A 20,375-nucleotide genomic window follows, 5' to 3' on the forward strand; every position below is an offset into this window, starting at 1 on the left:
CCGCCGCTGTTATGGCTAGTATGGATGATACTGCTGTATTTGTTACCGTGGTTGCTCAGAAAAAAGTAAAAGAAGGCCAAGACTTTTTTCCATTAACAGTAAACTATCAAGAGCGTACTTACGCCGCTGGGCGTATCCCAGGTGGGTTCTTTAAACGTGAAGGTCGCCCAAGCGAAGGAGAAACGTTAATTGCACGTTTAATTGATCGTCCATTGCGCCCACTTTTTCCAGAAGGATTTGTTAACGAAATTCAAATTATTGCAACAGTGGTTTCCGTTAACCCTGAAATCAGCCCAGATATCGTGGCAATGATCGGTGCATCAGCCGCATTATCACTTTCAGGCGTGCCTTTCCATGGCCCAATTGGCGCTGCGCGTGTTGGTTTTATTGATAACCAATTTATCCTTAATCCTACCACTAGTGAATTGCCGAAAAGTCGCTTAGATTTAGTCGTTGCAGGTACGAATAGTGCGGTATTAATGGTTGAATCAGAGGCAGACTTGTTAACTGAAGAACAAATGTTAAGTGCGGTTGTTTTTGGTCATGAACAACAACAGGTTGTTATTGATAACATTAATGAATTTGTTGCTAAAGCTGGCAACGTTGAGTGGGATTGGCAGCCACCAGCAAAAAATGAAATTCTTTACCACACCATAGTAGAACTAGCAGCATCACGTTTAGGTGATGCTTATCGTATTACTGAAAAGCAAACACGTTACGCCCAAATCGATCAAATCAAAGAAGATGTACTGACTACTTTAAAAGCAAATAATGAAGAAATCGATGAAAACGAAGTACTTAAAATTATTGTCGATTTAGAAAGCCAAATTGTACGTCAACGAGTTATTCGCGGTGAGCCGCGCATTGACGGACGAGAAAAGGATATGATTCGTGCCTTAGATATTCGTACAGGTGTGTTACCTAGAACGCATGGTTCATCATTATTCACACGAGGTGAAACTCAGGCATTAGTTACTGCTACCTTAGGTACAGAACGTGATGCACAGATTATTGATGATATTACTGGTGAACATACTGATCGTTTCTTATTACACTACAATTTCCCGCCTTATTCTGTTGGTGAAACCGGTATGGTTGGTTCTCCTAAACGTCGTGAAATTGGACATGGTCGGTTAGCCAAACGTGGCGTGGCGGCAGTAATGCCATCGGTAAATGAATTTCCATATACCGTCCGTGTTGTGTCAGAAATTACTGAATCAAATGGTTCTTCTTCGATGGCTTCAGTATGTGGTGCGTCCTTAGCGTTAATGGACGCTGGCGTGCCAATTAAAGCCTCTGTTGCGGGTATTGCCATGGGATTAGTAAAAGAAGGTGACGATTTTGTCGTATTATCGGATATCCTAGGCGATGAAGATCATTTAGGCGATATGGATTTTAAAGTCGCTGGAACCAGTACCGGTGTTAGTGCTCTACAGATGGATATTAAAATCGAGGGTATTACTAAAGAGATCATGCAAATTGCGCTCAATCAGGCCAAAAGTGCACGTTTACACATTTTAAATGTAATGGAACAGGCGATTAATACACCTCGTAAAGAAATTTCTGAATTTGCTCCTCGTATCTATACGATTAATATTAATCCAGATAAAATTCGTGATGTTATTGGTAAAGGTGGGGCAACCATTCGAGCACTAACTGAAGAAACTGGGACTACCATTGAAATTGAAGATGATGGTACAGTGAAAATTGCGGCAGCCGATGGTAAAAAAGCACAAATGGCCATCGACCGTATTAATGATATTACCGCTGACGTAGAGGTAGGTAAAATCTATACGGGTAAGGTGGTACGTATCGTTGATTTTGGTGCCTTTGTCGCGATTGGTGGGGGTAAAGAAGGATTGGTACATGTCTCACAAATCGCTGATCACCGAGTTGAAAAAGTGACTGATTATTTACAGGTTGGTCAAGAGGTACAAGTAAAAGTACTAGAAATTGATCGTCAAGGTCGTATACGTTTAAGTATGAAAGAAGCCGCTTCTCAAGCTGCGGTTGATTCAGCCACACTAACTCTTGAAGCTAGTGAGTAATAGTGGCATTCATAGTGAAATAGAATAACTTAAATAAAGAAACATGCTATAAAAAAGATGGTATGTTTCTTTTTCTATCGCCTATTGAATTAAATATTGGTGTGATTCTATTAGTTATAAATATCATCTATATATCATTTTATAATGGCTAATTTGGCCTCATGGGAGTCTGTAATGGATTTTATTTGGTTTAAACGATGCTTATTGATTATATTGGTGTTTTTTTTAACTTGTTGCCAAGTTATTCATCATGAACATAAAATGATTCTTGCTATTTCACCAGCAAATAATGATGAAATTCAACTAGAGATAGTCCATCTTAGTCAACAATTACTTCAAACAGATTTAGATGAGAATAAACTAGCTAAATTGCATTATCGAAGAGCTGCCTTATATAATTCATTAGGGCTTAATATCTTTGCACAAAATGATTTATACCAAATTTTAGCAATGATGCCTAAAGCGATTGACGTGCATAATTATTTAGGGGTTATTCTTGCCGCACAAGGAAATACTGATCAAGCGTTGGCTGCATTTAATACCGTAGTCGAACTTGATCCTGACTATGATGTTGGTCGCTTAAATCGTGCTATTTTGCTTTATAATACTGAGCATTATGCTGCTGCGAAGGATGACGCTTTAGCTTTTTATCATAGAGCCCCAGATAAATTTTATCGGCTACTTTGGCTCTATTTAATAGAGTATGAGATTAATCAGGAGCAAGCTCAGCAACGATTACAACAGCGTTATGATGCCATGTCGCAACATAACGGATGGGGAGATAATATTCTAGCATTTTATTTAAATAAGATTAGCGAACGCGATTTAATACAACGTGCCAATGTTGGCATTAAAACTAATCGCGAGCTTGCTGAACGGTTATGTGAAATGTATTTTTATTTAGGCAAATATTACTTAAATAAAAAAAATGTAAAACGTGCAGAAATGATGTTTAAATATACGTTAGCAAGTCATATATATAACTATATTGAATATCAACAAGCACTACTTGAATTAAAAAAGCTGCAAAAACAGCCTATTAGTTCAACTAATTAATCTTAATAAGATTAGTTTGGGGTCATGCCAGTTTTAATAAAGTGAAAATCGATCTTATAGCAAGTTCTTTTTATAACTAGTGTTAGTTTCCATGAAGATGGAACAAGATGAAATGTGCTCATAATTATTATGGCACGAATTATATGTAAACTTTTTTAGATTAGAATAGTATTCGTTAGAGTGAATGAATAGTTAAACAATATATGGTTAACTATCAGTTAAAATATTAGCGATTTAATTTTTAATCTTATGTTGTGGATTACTTTATATTAGATAAGCTAACCGAAGTCTGAAATTTAATGTGATGAGGGTCATGAAGACGATAATTGCAGGTTTCAATAAGGCTTTAATTAAGCTAAGTAAATCGATCCAGAAATAGAGTTTTAAGATATATACTGGTTATTTGTTGGGTAAGTTGTAAATTTTCAGTTTGGTAAGCTGGCATTTATCTGTTTTTTTATTTGATAAACACTTAATAAGCGAGTTTACATGACAAACGAAGTTTCTTTTGTAGACCTCGGATTACCCGAGGAAATTCTTCAAGCATTAAATGATCTTGGTTTTACTAAACCATCACCCATTCAGGCACAATGCATTCCACTTTTACTAAAAGGGGAAGATGTCTTAGGAATGGCGCAAACAGGAAGTGGTAAAACCGCGGCATTTTCATTGCCATTTTTAACTAATATTGATGTGAGTTTAAAAGCACCGCAATTGTTAGTGTTAGCGCCAACTCGAGAGTTAGCTATTCAGGTTGCTGAAGCATGTAGTGAATTCACAAAATACATGAAAGGCGTTAAAGTATTAGCATTATATGGTGGACAACGTTACGACGTGCAGTTACGCGCGCTAAAACAGGGGCCACAGATTGTTGTTGGTACACCAGGTCGTTTACTAGACCATTTAAATCGAGGCACATTAAAACTTGATTCTTTAAAAGGATTAGTTCTTGATGAAGCAGACGAAATGCTAAGAATGGGATTCATTGATGATGTTGAAAATATTATGAATGCCATACCTGATGATCATCAGACTGCTTTGTTTTCAGCAACGATGCCAGCACCAATACGTCGTATCACTAAGCGCTTTATGAATAATCCAAAAGAAGTACAGATTAAAGCCACCAATCAGACAGCACCAGACATTGATCAAAGCTATTGGACTGTAAACGGTCTACGTAAAAATGAGGCATTAATTCGTTTCCTTGAAGCCGAAGATTTTGATGCTGCGATTATTTTCGTTCGTACTAAAACAGCAACACTTGATGTTGCTGAAGTATTAGAAAAGCATGGCTATAGCAGTGCCGCACTAAATGGTGATATGACGCAAGCGCTACGTGAACAAACGTTAGATCGATTACGTGATGGACGTTTAGATATTTTGATTGCTACGGATGTGGCTGCTCGCGGTTTAGACGTTGAACGTATTAGCTTAGTTGTAAACTACGACATTCCATTAGATTCAGAATCCTATGTTCACCGAATTGGGCGTACTGGTCGAGCGGGTCGAGCAGGTCGAGCATTATTATTTGTTGATAACCGTGAACGTCGTTTATTACGCAATATTGAGCAAATTATTAAGAAGCCAATTCCAGAAGTGGCACTACCGTCAAAATCTTTACTTGAACAACGACGTTTAGAGCGTTTTTCGGTGAAGGTAAAACAACAATTAGAAAGTAAAGATTTGGATCAATATCGTGATATCTTGGCTAAGTTAAAACAAGATGATGAAACCGATTTAGAAACCTTAGCGACCGCTTTACTTAAAATGGCACAAGGTGAACGCCGATTAATTCTCCCTGCGGATCCGGTATTTAAACCATCATCACATGATAATCATCGTCGAGGTGAGCGTAATGAACGACGTAATCAGCGTGATGATCGTTTTAATCGCGATATCCCGAAACGTCGTGAACGTCGCGATGTGGGTGAAATGGATGTATATCGCATTGAAGTTGGCCGCAATGATGGCATTGAGGTTCGTCATATTGTTGGTGCGATTGCGAATGAAGGGGATATCAGCAGTCGTTACATTGGCAATATTAAACTGTATGAAAATCACTCGACAGTAGAATTGCCAAAAGGTATGCCTAAAGATCTACTTAATCATTTTTCGCGGGTTCGAGTACTCAATATGCCAATGAATATGAGCATGTTAGATAGTAACGAGGCAAATCAAGAGGTGAGCGAAAGAGCACCACGAGCTAGACGCAGCAAATCATCGGATAATTTTGCGGGTGAACGCTCCCAACATAAAAAGCGTGCAGCACGATTTAATCATCGTTCGGGTAATAAATAACGTTTAGTGATACTACTAATGAAAACCACTATCACATTAAAGTGTTGGTGGTTTTTTTATTTATTAATGCTTATCAATAATTACTAATAACCTATTTTTATCTTTTTAAGTTCAACGACATTATTTAATAATAAAATGGACTATCGTTATGGTTAATAGCGTTAAGCGTAAAATAGAAAAAACATATAACTATCTTTAATGATAGTTATTTTCGATAGTTAATCCAAAATAAATGAATAAACCGATTTCCTCATATCAATTTTTATTTTTGATAACTGATCATGATTTTTCATAAATCACTATTTTTTCTAGACTAAAATTGTTAAAATAACGCACTAAATTTGTAAGTAAAATTAGGTTAAACATAATTTTGCTAATTGACTAAACATTGATTTACAGGTATTATGCGCGACTTATGCAGAACAGATTGCCGTTAACAATTGACCCAACTAAAGCGGCGCAAAAACGCTTAGATTATGTAGGTATTTACCCTAAGCAGCTTGCGCAACGTTTAGCCGAGTCAGTTGCAAGTGTGGACAGCGATATTGAAGCGACGCTTTCTTTCACCATAGATAGTCAGCGTTTGAGTGTAATTGAGCTGATCGCCAGTGTTGATTTAAGTTTATATTGTCAACGATGCGGTCAACCATTTAAATATTCTGTTCACATAAAAAGAAAATTTAGTCCTGTGAAGAATGATGAGCAGGCAGCATATTTACCGGAAGAGTATGAGCCCATTGAGCTTAATGAGTTTGGTGAGGTAGACTTACTTGCAATAGCAGAGGATGAAATTATTCTTTCTTTACCTATTGTACCGGTACATGAAATCACACACTGTGAAGTGTCAGAGGTAGATATGGTGTTTGGTGAAATTCCAGAAGAGGAAACAAAACCAAATCCTTTCGCCATACTTGCCAGTTTAAAGAAAAAGTAATTGAGTGAGGAGTAAGGTCAATGGCCGTTCAACAGAATCGTAAAACTCGTGCTAAACGTGGTATGCGTCGTGCACATGATGCATTAACAGTTGCTAATATTTCAGTTGATGAATCAGGAAAAACCCATTTGCGTCACCATGTAACCGCTGATGGTTATTATCGTGGCCGTAAGGTTATTGTAAAATAATTAGGTGATAACTTGAACAATCTAACCATTGCGTTAGATGCTATGAGCGGGGATTTTGGTCCTCGCGTAGCTGTTCCTGCTGCTTTACTAGCTTTATCCCAGCATCCTAATCTTCATATTTTTCTTGTTGGTAATACCGATGAGATGCTTTCTTATTTGCCTAAAAAAGATCCAGAACAGCAAGGACGTATCACGCTGGTAGAATCTAAAAGCGTGATAGATAATGATGCTAAACCTTCTACCGCCATTCGCCACAGTAAAGGAAGTTCCATGTATATAGCATTGGAATTAGTGAAATGTGGGAAAGCTAAAGCCTGTGTTAGTGCTGGTAATACTGGTGTGCTAATGGGGCTATCAAAATTATTATTAAGACCTCTGCCAGGCATTTATCGTCCAGCCTTAGTTGCTGTTTTGCCCGCTTTAAATCAACAAAAAACCGTGATTTTAGATTTAGGTGCTAATTCTGAATGTGATAGCGATATGTTAATCCAGTTTGCGGTGATGGGAGCTATTTTAGCGGAGACAACGCTAGACATTACGCATCCCCGCGTTGCCTTGCTTAATATTGGTGAAGAAGAAGCAAAAGGTTTAGATCGTATCCGTGCAGCGTCAGCTGTATTGAAAACGCACGAACGAATTAATTTTATCGGTTATCTTGAAGGCAATGAATTATTGACGGGTAAGACCGATGTATTAGTTTGTGATGGTTTTGTTGGTAACGTCACGCTTAAAACGGTAGAAGGGCTATTGAATATTTTTTTAGCACCTTTTAAGCTCACCTCTAAACGCAAACCATGGTGGAGTCGATTGTTGGGATTATGGTTGCGACGAAGTATGTCAAAGACATTTGGTTATTTAGATCCAGAACAATATAATGGTGCTTGTTTACTTGGATTACGTAGTATCGTCATTAAAAGTCACGGTTCCGCTGGTGCTAAATCCTTTGCAGTTGCAATAGAACAAGCCATTCAGGCTGTGGAAAAACATATTCCTGAAAGGATTGCGCTGAGTTTATCCTCCGCATTACCAAAGAGTGAAAATAATTAATGTACACAAAAATACTTGGAACGGGAAGTTATCTTCCTGCTCAAATTAGAACAAATGCTGATCTTGAAAAGATGGTCGATACAAGTGATGAGTGGATTACAACTCGTACTGGTATTAAAGAACGTCGTGTTGCCGGCCCAGATGAGACTGTGGCTTCGATGGCTCATTTAGCCGCTCAGCCAGCGCTTGAAATGGCAAATATTGATAAACAACAAATTGGACTAATTATTGTTGCAACAGCGTCTAATCAATACGCTTTTCCTAGTGCAGCAGCAGAATTACAAGCAAATTTGGGGATTAAAGATGCAATCGCATTTGATATTTCAGCTGCCTGTTCTGGCTTTGTTTATGCATTAAGCATTGCGGATCAGTATATAAAAAACGGCGCGGTTAATTATGCTTTAGTTGTTGGTGCTGATATCTTAACTCGGACGCTTGATCCTAATGATCGTGGTACGATTGTTATTTTTGGCGATGGCGCGGGCGCGGTTGTGTTAGGACAATCACAAGAGCCAGGAATTATTTCTACCCATTTACATGGCGATGGTCAGTATGGACAATTACTCCGATTACCTTACGTTGATCGTAGAAGTTTAGATAAACCTGATTATCTCGTTATGCAAGGTAATGATGTATTTAAAGTAGCAGTCAGAGAACTGGCGCATTTAGTTGAAGAGACGTTATCGGCCAATGGTATCGATAAGTCTGAACTTGATTGGCTAGTACCCCATCAAGCCAATTTACGGATTATCTCCGCTACCGCTAAAAAACTGGGTATGGGAATGGATAAAGTCATTGTGACTTTAGATAAACAAGGCAATACTTCTGCGGCATCGGTACCTTGTGCTTTAGATATGGGCGTTCGTGATGGGCGAATTCAGCGTAATCAGTTAATTTTACTTGAAGCATTTGGTGGCGGTTTTGTTTGGGGATCTGCTTTAGTTCGTTTCTAAAACAAGTACTTAAGCATATAGTAAGAATTATTAAATAATGATTAGGAGTTGATAATGACTCAATTTGCAATGGTTTTTCCAGGGCAAGGTTCACAGTCAGTTGGTATGTTGGCTGATCTTGCTGAAAAGTATTCAATTGTAACCGAAACGTTCGCTGAGGCATCTGCTGTATTAGGTTATGATCTATGGGCTTTAATACAAAATGGTCCAGCAGAGGAATTAAATAAAACTTGGCAGACACAACCAGCGCTATTAGCTGCGTCTGTTGCTGTTTATCGTGTTTGGCAATCAGAAAATGGCGCACAACCTGCGGTAATGGCTGGGCATAGTTTAGGTGAGTATTCGGCGTTAGTTTGTGCGGGAGTGATTGATTTTGCCGCAGCAATTAAATTAGTTGAACTACGTGGTAAGTTAATGCAAGAAGCTGTACCCGCAGGTACAGGTGCTATGTATGCTATTATTGGGCTAGATAATGAGTCGATTGCTAAAGCCTGTGAACAAGCGGCGCAAGGACAAATTGTTGCCCCCGTCAACTTTAACTCTCCAGGTCAAGTGGTTATTGCTGGTCAAAAAGAGGCGGTTGAACGCGCAGGTGTTTTATGTAAAGAAGCCGGAGCTAAACGTGCTTTACCGCTTCCAGTTAGTGTTCCTTCTCACTGTGCATTAATGAAACCAGCGGCAGAAAAATTAGCAGAAGCTCTAGAAAATATTCAGTTTAATTCACCAAAATATCCTGTTATAAATAATGTTAATGTACAAGCAGAAACCGATTCTACCGCAATTAAAAACGCATTAATTGAACAGTTATATAGTCCAGTCCGTTGGACAGAAACCGTAGAATTAATGGCAAAACAAGGGGTTGAATTATTAATTGAAGTAGGGCCAGGTAAAGTATTAACTGGATTAACAAAACGTATTGTAGATACATTAAGTTGTATGGCTATTAATGATCCTGAGTCGATATCTACTGCATTTAATAAAACTAAATAATTGATTATAAAAAGGAAAATCATATGAATTTATCCGGTAAAATTGCATTAGTCACTGGCGCGAGTCGTGGTATTGGGCGAGCTATTGCTGAAAAATTAGTGGCGTGCGGGGCGACAGTAATTGGTACTGCAACCACAGAAAACGGCGCACAAATGATTAGTGACTATTTAGGTCAACATGGTAAAGGTTTTATGTTAAATGTCACAGATAGCCAATCCATCGATAGTGTCTTAGAGGCAGTTAAAGCGCAATATGGTGATATTGATATTTTAGTTAATAATGCAGGGATCACCCGCGATAATCTATTAATGCGCATGAAAGACGATGAGTGGCAAGATATACTCGATACCAATTTAACCTCGGTCTTTCGTTTATCAAAAGCATTGATGCGCTCAATGATGAAAAAGCGTTATGGACGTATTATTACTATTGGTTCAGTTGTGGGCACGATGGGCAATGCTGGACAAGCAAATTATGCTGCTGCTAAAGCAGGATTAATTGGTTTTAGCAAATCGTTTGCGCGTGAAGTCGCCTCAAGAGGTATCACGGTAAATGTGGTAGCACCAGGTTTTATCGTAACTGACATGACCAATGCTTTAACCGATGAGCAGAAAGCATTAACTATGGCTCAAATTCCTTCTGGCAGATTAGGCGACCCTAAAGATATTGCCAATGCTGTTGCTTTCTTAGCTTCAGATGATGCAAGTTATATTACTGGTGAAACTTTACATGTGAACGGCGGGATGTATATGGTCTAAATTTACAAAATAGTGTAATATAGATCGGCATCTTTGTATGAGTGAGCAAAAAATAAACGATAATGTTGAAAAATTAGGTTGCATCTTTTTCAACATTTTATAAACTACATCTACCATCGCATTAGGCGAGTTTTTATAGGAAAAAAAAGAGTATGAGCACTATTGAAGAGCGCGTTAAAAAAATTATTGTTGAACAATTAGGTGTTAAGGAAGAGGAAGTTAAAAATGAATCTTCTTTCGTGGAAGACTTAGGCGCCGATTCTCTTGATACTGTTGAATTAGTTATGGCTTTAGAAGAAGAATTCGATACTGAAATTCCTGATGACGAAGCTGAAAAAATCACAACAGTACAAGCTGCAATTGATTACATTACTGCGAATCAATAATATTAGCGATTTTTTTGCTATAGGCGATCATTCGATCGCCTAACTTATTTCTTATTAATGAAACCTATTGTCTCTGTATATGATTACATACAATCAGGTCATTCTTCTTATCAATCCTTTTCAGGAGGCACAACGTGTCTAAACGCAGAGTTGTCGTGACTGGAATGGGTTTGTTATCTCCTGTTGGTAATACAGTTGAATCTACTTGGAAAGCGCTTTTGGCGGGACAGAGTGGTATTGAGCTCATTACCCATTTTGATACAACCCCTTTTGCAACAAAATTTGCCGGAATGGTCAAAGATTTTAACGGTGAAGATTATAATATTTCCCGCAAAGATGCGCGTAAAATGGATTATTTTATCCAATACGGTATTGCTGCTGGTATTCAGGCAATGAAAGATTCGGGTCTGGAAGTTACACCAGAAAATGAAACAAGAATCGGTACAGCTATAGGTTCTGGTATTGGTGGTCTAGGTTTAATTGAAGAAAATCATAGTGCCCTTATTCAAGGTGGACCAAGAAAAATTAGTCCATTCTTTGTTCCTTCAACCATAGTTAATATGATTTCAGGCCACTTATCTATTCTTTATGGATTACGAGGTCCAAGTATTACTATTGCTACCGCGTGCTCATCTGGCGTACATAATATTGGTCATGCAGCGCGTATTATTGCCTATGGTGACGCTGATGTGATGTTAGCGGGAGGTGGTGAAAAAGCCAGTACGCCATTAGGTATTGGCGGATTTGGTGCAGCACGTGCTCTTTCTACGAATAATGATCATCCACAAGCAGCAAGCCGTCCTTGGGATAAAGATCGTGATGGGTTTGTTCTTGGTGATGGTGCTGGAATTATGGTACTTGAAGAGTATGAACATGCCAAGAAACGTGGAGCCAAAATTTATGCTGAATTAGTTGGTTTTGGTATGAGTAGTGACGCTTATCATATGACTTCACCGCCAGAAAACGGGGCTGGTGCAGCATTGGCAATGGAAAATGCGATTAAAGATGCTGGCATTTCACCATCAGAAATCGGTTATGTGAATGCACATGGGACATCGACGCCTGCTGGTGACAAAGCTGAAACACAAGCAGTAAAATCGATTTTCAAACACGATGCCAATAAAGTCATGGTAAGTTCAACAAAATCAATGATTGGTCATTTACTTGGCGCGGCAGGCGCGGTTGAGTCAATCTTTACCGTTATGTCACTCTATGATCAAGCAATACCACCAACAATTAATTTAGATAATCCAGATGAAGGCTGTGATCTTGATTACGTACCTCATACTGCGCGTCAGGTAAAAGGTATGGAATATGCGATATGTAACTCATTTGGTTTTGGTGGTACTAACGGTTCGGTGTTATTTAAGAAGATTTAGTCCTACTCCAAATTATAATTTAGCGAATATAACCTTATAAAAGTGAATATTCGCTTTTTTATTGTCATTTTTATAGCAAAAAATAGCTAGCTTTTACCTTATCTTCTTAAAAATATATCTTTATCTAATTAAATAATATTAACAATTATTTAACCAAATCTGCTTCTACCATGATTTTTTCGTTATAATCATCCTATATTTAATGACACAATAAATTTATGCTTACCATCTATCACTCTAATCAATTAGAACTTTTAAAAATATTAGCGGCTGAACTGATCAAGCGGCAATCTTTAGATTCTGTTTTTGCGCCTGAAATGTTTTTGGTGCAAAGTAATGGTATGGCACAATGGTTACAGATGCAGTTAGCCGAAGAATTAAATATTGCAGCAAACATGTCTTTTATCGCGCCAAGTCAATTTATTTGGCAAATGTACCATTTAGTATTAAATGATGTACCAGAGAAAAACTATTTTGATAAAGACACGATAAGTTGGAAATTAATGCAATTGTTACCGCAGTTAATTCATTCACCAGAATTTTCTCAATTAATCCATTATCTTGAAGGTGAAGAAAAACAGCGGAAATATTATCAATTGGCGACACGTATTGCGGATCTTTACGACCAATACTTAGTGTACCGTCCCCAATGGATTGAACAATGGGAAAAAGGGCAACTAATTGATCCAACGGATAATCATGAGCAGTGGCAAGCCGCATTATGGCGACAATTAATCGATTATACCGCTGCCTTAGGTCAATCTACTTCACACCGCGCGAATATTTATCAACGTTTTATTACTACCTTATCACAACAAAAAACGTTACCCACTAAACTTCAACTAAAATTACCGCAGCGGTTATTTATTTTTGGTATTGCCTCATTACCTCCGGTTTATTTAGCATCACTGTCTGCTTTAGGAAAGCATATAGATATTCATTTAATGTTTACCAATCCTTGCCGATGGTATTGGGGGGATATACCCGATGAACGTTGGCTTAATCAGCTGTTACAAACAAAATGGTCTCATTATCAAAATAAAAATAAACGTGTTTTATTAAAAAACCAAACTGAGCAGTTTGATTTTTTTCGGCCAATACAGCCATCTAATCCACTTTTAGCGTCATGGGGAAAATTAGGTCGTGATAATCTGTTTCTACTACAAAATCATATAGATAAACAAGATATTGAGGCTTTTGTTGATTTAACGAATGATTCATTACTACATGCTTTACAGCAACAAATTCTTGACCTAGAAGATAAAACCGTTATCGGTGAAGATGAACGTTCATTTTCAAGCAGTAAAGCCAAACAGGTGATTAGCAAACACGATTTTTCTATCTCTTTTCATTCCTGTCATAGTGAGTTGCGGGAAGTTGAAGTTCTCTATGACTATTTGCTAGCTATGCTAGACAGTGAGCAAGAATTATTACCTCGCGATATCGTAGTTATGGTAGCGGATATTGATCGTTATGCCCCTTATATCAATGCCGTATTTACCAATCCCCCTAGCCATCGTTATTTACCTTTTACGGTTTCTGATCGCAAAATTCGTTATATTGATCCCATTATGCAGGCTTTTTTCTCCCTATTGAATCTGACACAAAGCCGATTTACCGCAGAAGCAATATTTGATTTATTGGAAGTGCCAGCATTAGCCGCGAAATTTGCTATTGATGAAACCCAAATTAAACAACTACGTAAATGGTGTGTTGAGGCTGGAATTCGTTGGGGATTAGATGATGAAATGATTGCTGAACTATCTTTACCGGTACAAGGTATGCATACTTGGCAGTTTGGATTGACACGAATGTTGTTAGGTTATGTCATGAATGGCGAACAAGGAGCATGGAACGATATCATGCCATTTGAGGCCTCCCATGGACTCGCCGCGGAGTTAGTTGGTAAATTGGCTGATTTATTATTTTACTTAGTCAAATGGCGAAAAAAACTAAATCAGAATTTAAAACTAAATGAATGGCGCTCAATATGTTATGCCATGATGGAGGATTTCTTTCAACGAGATCAACAAAGTGAACCATTATTAATGGTTATCGAGCAAGCATGGAATACATTAATTGATCGAGGGATCGAAGCAGGCCATGAGCACCCCATTACTATTGTGGTTCTCTATGAAGCATTACAAACTCAGTTAGAAAATACACGTATTGAACAACGATTTTTATCTGGTAAGATCAATTTTTGTACTATGTTGCCAATGCGTTCGATTCCCTTTAAGGTGGTATGCTTATTGGGGATGAATGATGGTGTTTATCCAAGAACGACACTACCTATTATTTTTGATCTAATTAATAAAAAACCACAGAAAGGGGATCGTAGTCGGCGTGACGATGATCGGTATCTCTTTTTGGAGGCTATTTTATCGGCACAACAACAACTCTATATCAGTTATATCGGTCATGCTATGAGTGATAATAGTCCTCGTTTTCCTTCGGTATTAGTTGATGAACTTCGTGACTATTTAGCGCAGAGCTTTGTGATTAGAGGTGATCAAAAACAGGATATTGATACCAGCGCTGCTCATTTAAAGTCTCATCTGACCATTAATCATGCTCGTATGCCTTTTAAACCAGACAATTATCGAGCGAATAAACAGCAGTATTATATTAAAAGCTACGCTGACGAATGGTTAGCTGCCGCACAAATGAAAGGGCAATCTAAGCTTTTTAATACAGGCTTAGCTACCATACTAACTAAACCGATATTAATTGAAGAACTGAAACAGTTTTATCGACATCCAGTTAAAACTATTTTACAAAAACGTTTAAATATCTACTTTACAATTCGTGATGATGAATTGCCTGATGTAGAACGATTTGATTTAGATAATTTAGCTCGTTATCAAATTAATCAGTTGCTATTAGAACAATTTATTAAAGATGATACGGAAGTTCATCAATTAGTCACTAAGATCAAAGCACAAGGACTCTTACCTTATGGTGCTTTTGGTGAACTGTGGATAGAAAGACAGTTACAAGACATGCAGCAATTGGCACAAAAAGTCATAGTTGAAAAAATGGAGAGCTCGCGCGTAGAAGTTAATCTTTACTGTGCACAGCAATCCTTACAGGGTTGGCTCAATCAGATACAATCTGATGGTATTTTGCGTTGGCATGCGGGAAAACTCTCGGTATATGACGGCATGGCATTATGGATAGAGCATCTGATTTTAACATTGGTCAAACAAAATGGTGAACACCAGTCACGTATGTATGGTCGCGATAATACCGTTTGGCGCTTTCAACCTTTATCAGTCACTCAAGCGCAAAGCGAACTAGAAAATTTGGTCAATGGTTATATTCAAGGCATGAATCACCCCCTGATTTTACCGTTGAAATCGGCATGGAGTTGGTTGGAGAGCTGTGTAGATAAAGAGAATCAGACTATCTTAACGGATAATCAGACCCAAGCTAAAGCAAGACAGAAATTACAAGCAAGTTGGGAGGGAAATAACAAGTTTCTAATTCCAAGGGAATGTGATGACTATTATTTACGCTTGATTCCAACACTCAATAATGAGATTATCGAACAAATTGAGGCATTAGCTATTCGCTTTTTATTGCCAATGTTTAAAGCAAGGATTAGTTAGTTATGTTTATTGATACCCACTGTCACTTAGATTTCCCTCCTTTTATGTTCGATATGCCACAAACACTAGCGAATGCACAGCAGGCAAAGGTAAAAGCATTAATCGTACCAACGATTAGTGCTGCACATTTCGATCGCGTTATTGATTTAGCTAATCAACATATTGCTATTTATGCGGCTTTAGGTTTACATCCTATTTATCAACACCAACAGCACGATATAGACAAACTTGAAGATCAATTAAAACAACAACATCATAGGGTCATCGCAATCGGCGAAATTGGCTTAGATCGATGGGTTAGTATGCCAACTATTGAGGAACAAGCTATTTTTTTCTATGCACAGCTAGCATTAGCCAAAAAATATCAGTTACCGGTTATATTACACTCGCGGCGCGCGCATGATTTACTCTATACTGCCTTAAAAGAAGCACGTCTACCACAAGTTGGGGTTATACATGGCTTTTCGGGGAGTTTTGAACAAGCAATGCAGTTTATTCGTCTAGGTTATTTTATTGGTGTCGGGGGGACGATTACCTACCCACGAGCAAATAAAACACGTCAGGCGATAGCAAAGCTACCATTAACCTCATTAGTCCTAGAAACCGACGCCCCCGATATGCCGCTATTTGGTTATCAGGGACAAATTAATCGTCCAGAAAACATCGTACAAATATTTGAGACGCTTTGCCAACTGAGAAATGAACCTAAAGAGACGATATGTGATCAAATTAGGCTAAATAGCAAAACGCTATTTCCCCTATTATTTTCATCATAAAATTAACAAACGATATATTAATTATAAACTGACATTATATTATCTGGTCGAGTTTTAAAGCGCCGATGTAGCCACATATAAAGATCGGGGGCTTTCATAATTTCACGCTCAACAATACGATTCATGGCTTCGGCAGCAGCAGTTGCGTCAGGACAAGGAAAATGAGAAATACTTTTAGAGATAGAAATCGTATAACCGCTACCATCGGGATTACGTAATGGGGTAAAAGCAATAATTGTAGGATTAGTCGTCTTAATTAATAAGTGAGTACCAATGGTCGTTGCCGCTTTTGGCATAGCAAAAAACCGAGCAAACACACTATTTTTATGACCATAATCATGATCAGGTGCATACCATAAAATCCCATTATTTTTTAATGTTTTTATCATTTGTCGCGTATTATGACGATCAATAAATCCTTTATTTGACTTAAGTCGTCCTTTTAATTGGATCCAATCCAATAATCGATTATTATGTGCCCGATAAACACCATTCCCTTGATGATACTGACCAAGAATACGTCCACCTATTTCTAAGGTTAAAAAATGAACACCAACTAACAGTATGCCTCTGTCTGATTTAACGGCCTCATCCAAATATTCAATACCCTCAACATTACTCCATTTCAAAATACGCTTATCTGACCAAAACCACGCCATCCCAGTTTCAATCAATCCCATCCCAACCGATTCAAAATTATTAATTAAACGTTGTTTAATCTGCGCTGTCGACAGTTCAGGAAAACAGAGTTCGAGATTTTTTTTCGCTATTTTTGCTCGACGCTTAAGAAAGCATTGCGACCCTCGACCAAGCAGTTTACCTAAACGAAATAGAATAGGATAAGGCAGTTGTACTAATAAATAGAGAGAGGCAATACCAAACCAAGTTAACCAATAACGAGGAAATAAAAAATCACGTGAAAAGTGAGGGCGCATAAAAGCAAGGCCTTTATAAAAAATATGATAAGTGTAGTAATAATTAGAGTTGTTTTAGTTAATAAAGTTCAATTTATTTTATCTAATTGGTTTTTATTGGGGTATCCTTGTTTGCGTTTATCCTAACAATGACTTTATTAAACGGGTACTCATTAGTGTAGCCTATCCAACTTTACTCATTAATGAGTAATGACTTTAGAAAATAAGATTGTATGGTTTCTTTATAAAAAGTATCTTTCTATTTACTTGATTATGGTTCGTCACTTGGCTATCTTTTATCGTTAATTCGGGATAGGTAGCTTGATAATGGTTAAGTAGCTTGGCTTTGTCTTCTTTGGTTAGATAGTGTTTGTTTTAGTCTCAAAAGCAATATGGGAAGGCGTTGGGTAGGTTAATGTATATTGGGGATTAACGCTAACGTAATTTATCTTCCATTTCATCATTATCTAAATAAGAATTTACAGTAAGAGCATACATACTACTTGTTGCTATTACATGGAATGAAAATAACAAAAAATTATTAATAGATATTTAGTCATCAAAAAAGACTCTCCAGTAAAGATTTATTGTTTATCCCAAATATCAATCATTGTTAATTCTCCTTTCTGCTTTATCCCATAATTTAAAATCAAAAGGTAAGGGGGATTTCTTTTATATTTTGATCATTTTATTGAAATCAGCTATAACAGCATTATTGCTAGTAAAAGAAAAAGCTAAAATTAAGAGCAACAATATTGGTTTTATTATTCTTATTTCTTCCTATGAATTTCATCATATTCATTCTTATTTTTGCACAAAATAAACTAATTGGCTCATATGAATATAACCACTAAGTGATTCATTTTCTATTGACTTCATATAATACCAATTTCCATCGGTATGTAATTTTATTACTTTATATTGATTCGGTAACTGTCGAATAACGGGTGATTTAGTTGTTGGCGATTGGCGAAGATTAATATAATTATCAGAGGATTGAGTAATAAAAATATTATTTAATAAATCATTATTATCAGTTGATAACAACTGTTTTTGTTCGGGTTGTAATGTTAATCCCATTTGGTAATAATTATTTTTTTGAAGGCGTAACGCCAATTGCGGATCTTTACTGATAAATTGTTGTAAATACTGATAAGCTAACGATCGACTATGTTGTTGAGTAGTCTGTTGATCGTGGTGTTGGCTAACAAGTTTTAATAAATGCAATAAAGCGTTATCACGCAAAGCTTGAGGAATAATGACTTTGGTTTGAAGTAGATTAATACCTGAATCCATTTTATGCCAATTATCATCCAGTAAAGTTAATATTTCTTTTATAGCCGAAATGCCTTGATATACATAAAGATCATTTAATAATCTCGCTCTATAACCTTTATGATAATTATTATAGAATAATACATAAGGTAACACTGTTTTATCATTGGTTTCTATCAATGGAATAGCATTTTCGTATAAAAAGTTATTGTTTTCATAATTAAAATTTAAAACTACTTCAACTAATAATGCGGGATTTTTAAGAAAAAACTCATTATCAGCTACATCATTAAATAAGAGTTTATTGTAAGCGATAAAATATCGTGTCTCACCACTATAATCCGTTTCTAGGTCTTTTCTAGCATCGGCTATTGTGTATGGAGCATCAAGAAGATCGGGACGATAAAAGATAGATTCAGTAAAATTAAACAAAAACCTCCCTTTTTTATTAATATAATTATTATCATTTCCCACAAATTTGTATTCGTCTTCAGATATTTCATTGGTATCAATATTAAAATAGTCAAGACAACGCAAATGAAAAGTCTTAGCACTGGGTAGCTTATATCCTTGATGGATAAGAAACTTGTTTAATAATTCTATTTCTAATTTACTTAATTCTTTATTGGTTAATAACATGGTATTCATGTTATCGGGTAATTTATTGTTAGCTATACTATGAAAAGTAGCGTTAGATAGTAAAATGAAAACAAAAATTAATTTTAATATTTTTTTGATCATTGTCGTTTACTCTCTTTATTTCTTTTGACATCTTTAGGGTCACTATCAAAACCATAATGCATATAAACATCTTTAATATTTCCATCATAATCTTCTATATAACAATAAATTGTTTTTCCTTGTTTTGTTAATTTTTCATATAAATTTCCTAACTCTCTCATTGCCTGATTATAAATTCTGATACATCCATGTGTATTCATCAGGCATGATAAATCTTCAAATGACTTATTATAATACCCAGTAGTATGCCCACAATGGATCGCTATTCCACTACGACCATTTTTAGTTGCAATTAGAAATTCTCCTGCTTTTCCATTTAAATAGATTAATCCATAGTTTCCGTAACTATACTTGTTATTGTGTCGTTTTGGGGCATAATAAGTTGTTGCTAAACCCGTCGGAGTATCACCTTTACCATTGGCTTTTAATCTATCTCGATTAGTTCCACGACATAATGAATGTGTTTTAAATAAAATATTATGTTTATCAAAAACAATTAATGGTCCTTGTAAATTCCTTTCTTTTGGGGCAATAACATTTATATAAACTTCATTGTCTTTAGGTATATATTTTCTATCGAATGTAGTTCTTTGATTCATTATTTTAAAATAATTCAACATTGCCACAGGATGAATAAACCATGCTTTGCCATCCATTGATAGATTAGAAAGTATCGGGGTGTTAGCATTAACAGTGGTTTGGTTAGAGATTGCTGTTTGTGCTTCTGCCACTTCTTTCCACCATAAAGATGGTTTTATGCGTTTCTCTTTTTCAAGTTGCCAGTTGGTTTTGATATGTTCGTGAGCTTCGTCTAATTTTCTTATTATATTAATGTATTGCTACTAATCATCATAATCATAAGTATCAATATAATTTCGACAGTTGATTAGTTCTTTGGGTTTGCATGCTCTTTCTTTTTCATATTGACCATCCATGTTCAAATCTTCCCCTTTTTGATACGTACATTTAGTCTCAATACGTTTATAGCGGTTATTACCTATATATTGAAAAGTATCTGTCA

Annotated in this window: 16 protein-coding genes; 13 read left to right on the forward strand and 3 right to left on the reverse strand. The window is 36.6% G+C overall.

Features of this window, described 5'->3' with window-relative positions; all coding sequences use genetic code 11:
* The 13 genes from pnp to O970_RS03145 form a co-directional block, all read left to right on the forward strand.
* On the forward strand, positions 1 to 2,048 hold a 2,048-nt coding region (gene pnp, locus O970_RS03085), incomplete at its 5' end, for a polyribonucleotide nucleotidyltransferase (protein ID WP_024495712.1).
* A 174-nt stretch (positions 2,049 to 2,222) separates the two neighbouring features.
* Positions 2,223 to 3,104 (forward strand): lipoprotein NlpI, encoded by an 882-nt coding sequence (gene nlpI / locus O970_RS03090; RefSeq protein ID WP_024495713.1) that lies wholly within the window; start codon positions 2,223 to 2,225, stop codon positions 3,102 to 3,104.
* A 489-nt stretch (positions 3,105 to 3,593) separates the two neighbouring features.
* Complete coding sequence (locus tag O970_RS03095) at positions 3,594 to 5,402, forward strand: DEAD/DEAH family ATP-dependent RNA helicase (protein ID WP_024495714.1); 1,809 nt, start codon at positions 3,594 to 3,596, stop codon at positions 5,400 to 5,402.
* Between the two features lie 415 nt (positions 5,403 to 5,817).
* The gene (gene yceD, locus O970_RS03100) at positions 5,818 to 6,336 is read left to right on the forward strand and encodes a 23S rRNA accumulation protein YceD (RefSeq protein WP_036562512.1); all 519 of its coding nucleotides are present in this window, start codon (positions 5,818 to 5,820) and stop codon (positions 6,334 to 6,336) included.
* A gap of 20 nt (positions 6,337 to 6,356) precedes the next feature.
* A complete protein-coding gene (gene rpmF / locus O970_RS03105) occupies positions 6,357 to 6,524 on the forward strand; it encodes a 50S ribosomal protein L32 (RefSeq protein ID WP_024495716.1) in 168 nt (55 codons plus the stop codon).
* 12 nt (positions 6,525 to 6,536) lie between these two features.
* Complete coding sequence (gene plsX / locus O970_RS03110; protein WP_024495717.1) at positions 6,537 to 7,571, forward strand: phosphate acyltransferase PlsX; 1,035 nt, start codon at positions 6,537 to 6,539, stop codon at positions 7,569 to 7,571.
* Positions 7,571 to 8,524 carry a beta-ketoacyl-ACP synthase III gene (locus O970_RS03115; RefSeq protein ID WP_024495718.1) on the forward strand — a complete coding sequence of 318 codons (954 nt, stop codon included), beginning with the start codon at positions 7,571 to 7,573 and terminating at the stop codon, positions 8,522 to 8,524. Before plsX ends, O970_RS03115 begins: the two co-directional genes overlap by 1 nt.
* A gap of 54 nt (positions 8,525 to 8,578) precedes the next feature.
* Positions 8,579 to 9,514 (forward strand): ACP S-malonyltransferase, encoded by a 936-nt coding sequence (gene fabD / locus O970_RS03120; RefSeq protein ID WP_024495719.1) that lies wholly within the window; start codon positions 8,579 to 8,581, stop codon positions 9,512 to 9,514.
* Between the two features lie 23 nt (positions 9,515 to 9,537).
* Positions 9,538 to 10,272 carry a 3-oxoacyl-ACP reductase FabG gene (gene fabG / locus O970_RS03125; protein WP_024495720.1) on the forward strand — a complete coding sequence of 245 codons (735 nt, stop codon included), beginning with the start codon at positions 9,538 to 9,540 and terminating at the stop codon, positions 10,270 to 10,272.
* A 152-nt stretch (positions 10,273 to 10,424) separates the two neighbouring features.
* A complete protein-coding gene (gene acpP / locus O970_RS03130) occupies positions 10,425 to 10,658 on the forward strand; it encodes an acyl carrier protein (protein ID WP_024495721.1) in 234 nt (77 codons plus the stop codon).
* Between the two features lie 134 nt (positions 10,659 to 10,792).
* Entirely contained in the window at positions 10,793 to 12,037 is a 1,245-nt protein-coding gene (fabF, locus tag O970_RS03135) for a beta-ketoacyl-ACP synthase II (protein ID WP_024495722.1), read from the forward strand.
* A gap of 218 nt (positions 12,038 to 12,255) precedes the next feature.
* Positions 12,256 to 15,648, forward strand: a complete 3,393-nt coding sequence (gene recC / locus O970_RS03140) for an exodeoxyribonuclease V subunit gamma (RefSeq protein ID WP_024495723.1) — start codon at positions 12,256 to 12,258, stop codon at positions 15,646 to 15,648.
* Between the two features lie 2 nt (positions 15,649 to 15,650).
* The gene (locus tag O970_RS03145) at positions 15,651 to 16,424 is read left to right on the forward strand and encodes a TatD family hydrolase (protein ID WP_024495724.1); all 774 of its coding nucleotides are present in this window, start codon (positions 15,651 to 15,653) and stop codon (positions 16,422 to 16,424) included.
* 17 nt (positions 16,425 to 16,441) lie between these two features.
* On the opposite strand, the gene lpxL is transcribed toward O970_RS03145, so the two are convergent.
* The 3 genes from lpxL to O970_RS03160 all read right to left on the reverse strand — a co-directional run bounded on the left by lpxL (position 16,442) and on the right by O970_RS03160 (position 20,085).
* Positions 16,442 to 17,359, reverse strand: a complete 918-nt coding sequence (gene lpxL, locus O970_RS03150; protein WP_024495725.1) for an LpxL/LpxP family Kdo(2)-lipid IV(A) lauroyl/palmitoleoyl acyltransferase — start codon at positions 17,357 to 17,359, stop codon at positions 16,442 to 16,444.
* 783 nt (positions 17,360 to 18,142) lie between these two features.
* Entirely contained in the window at positions 18,143 to 19,354 is a 1,212-nt protein-coding gene (locus O970_RS03155; protein WP_024495726.1) for an SH3 domain-containing protein, read from the reverse strand.
* The gene (locus O970_RS03160) at positions 19,351 to 20,085 is read right to left on the reverse strand and encodes a L,D-transpeptidase (RefSeq protein ID WP_024495727.1); all 735 of its coding nucleotides are present in this window, start codon (positions 20,083 to 20,085) and stop codon (positions 19,351 to 19,353) included. The genes O970_RS03155 and O970_RS03160 overlap by 4 nt, the downstream gene beginning before the upstream one ends.
* Positions 20,086 to 20,375 lie beyond the last annotated feature (290 nt).

It is taken from the genome of Candidatus Schmidhempelia bombi str. Bimp (assembly GCF_000471645.3).
Classification (GTDB): domain Bacteria; phylum Pseudomonadota; class Gammaproteobacteria; order Enterobacterales; family Orbaceae; genus Utexia; species Utexia bombi.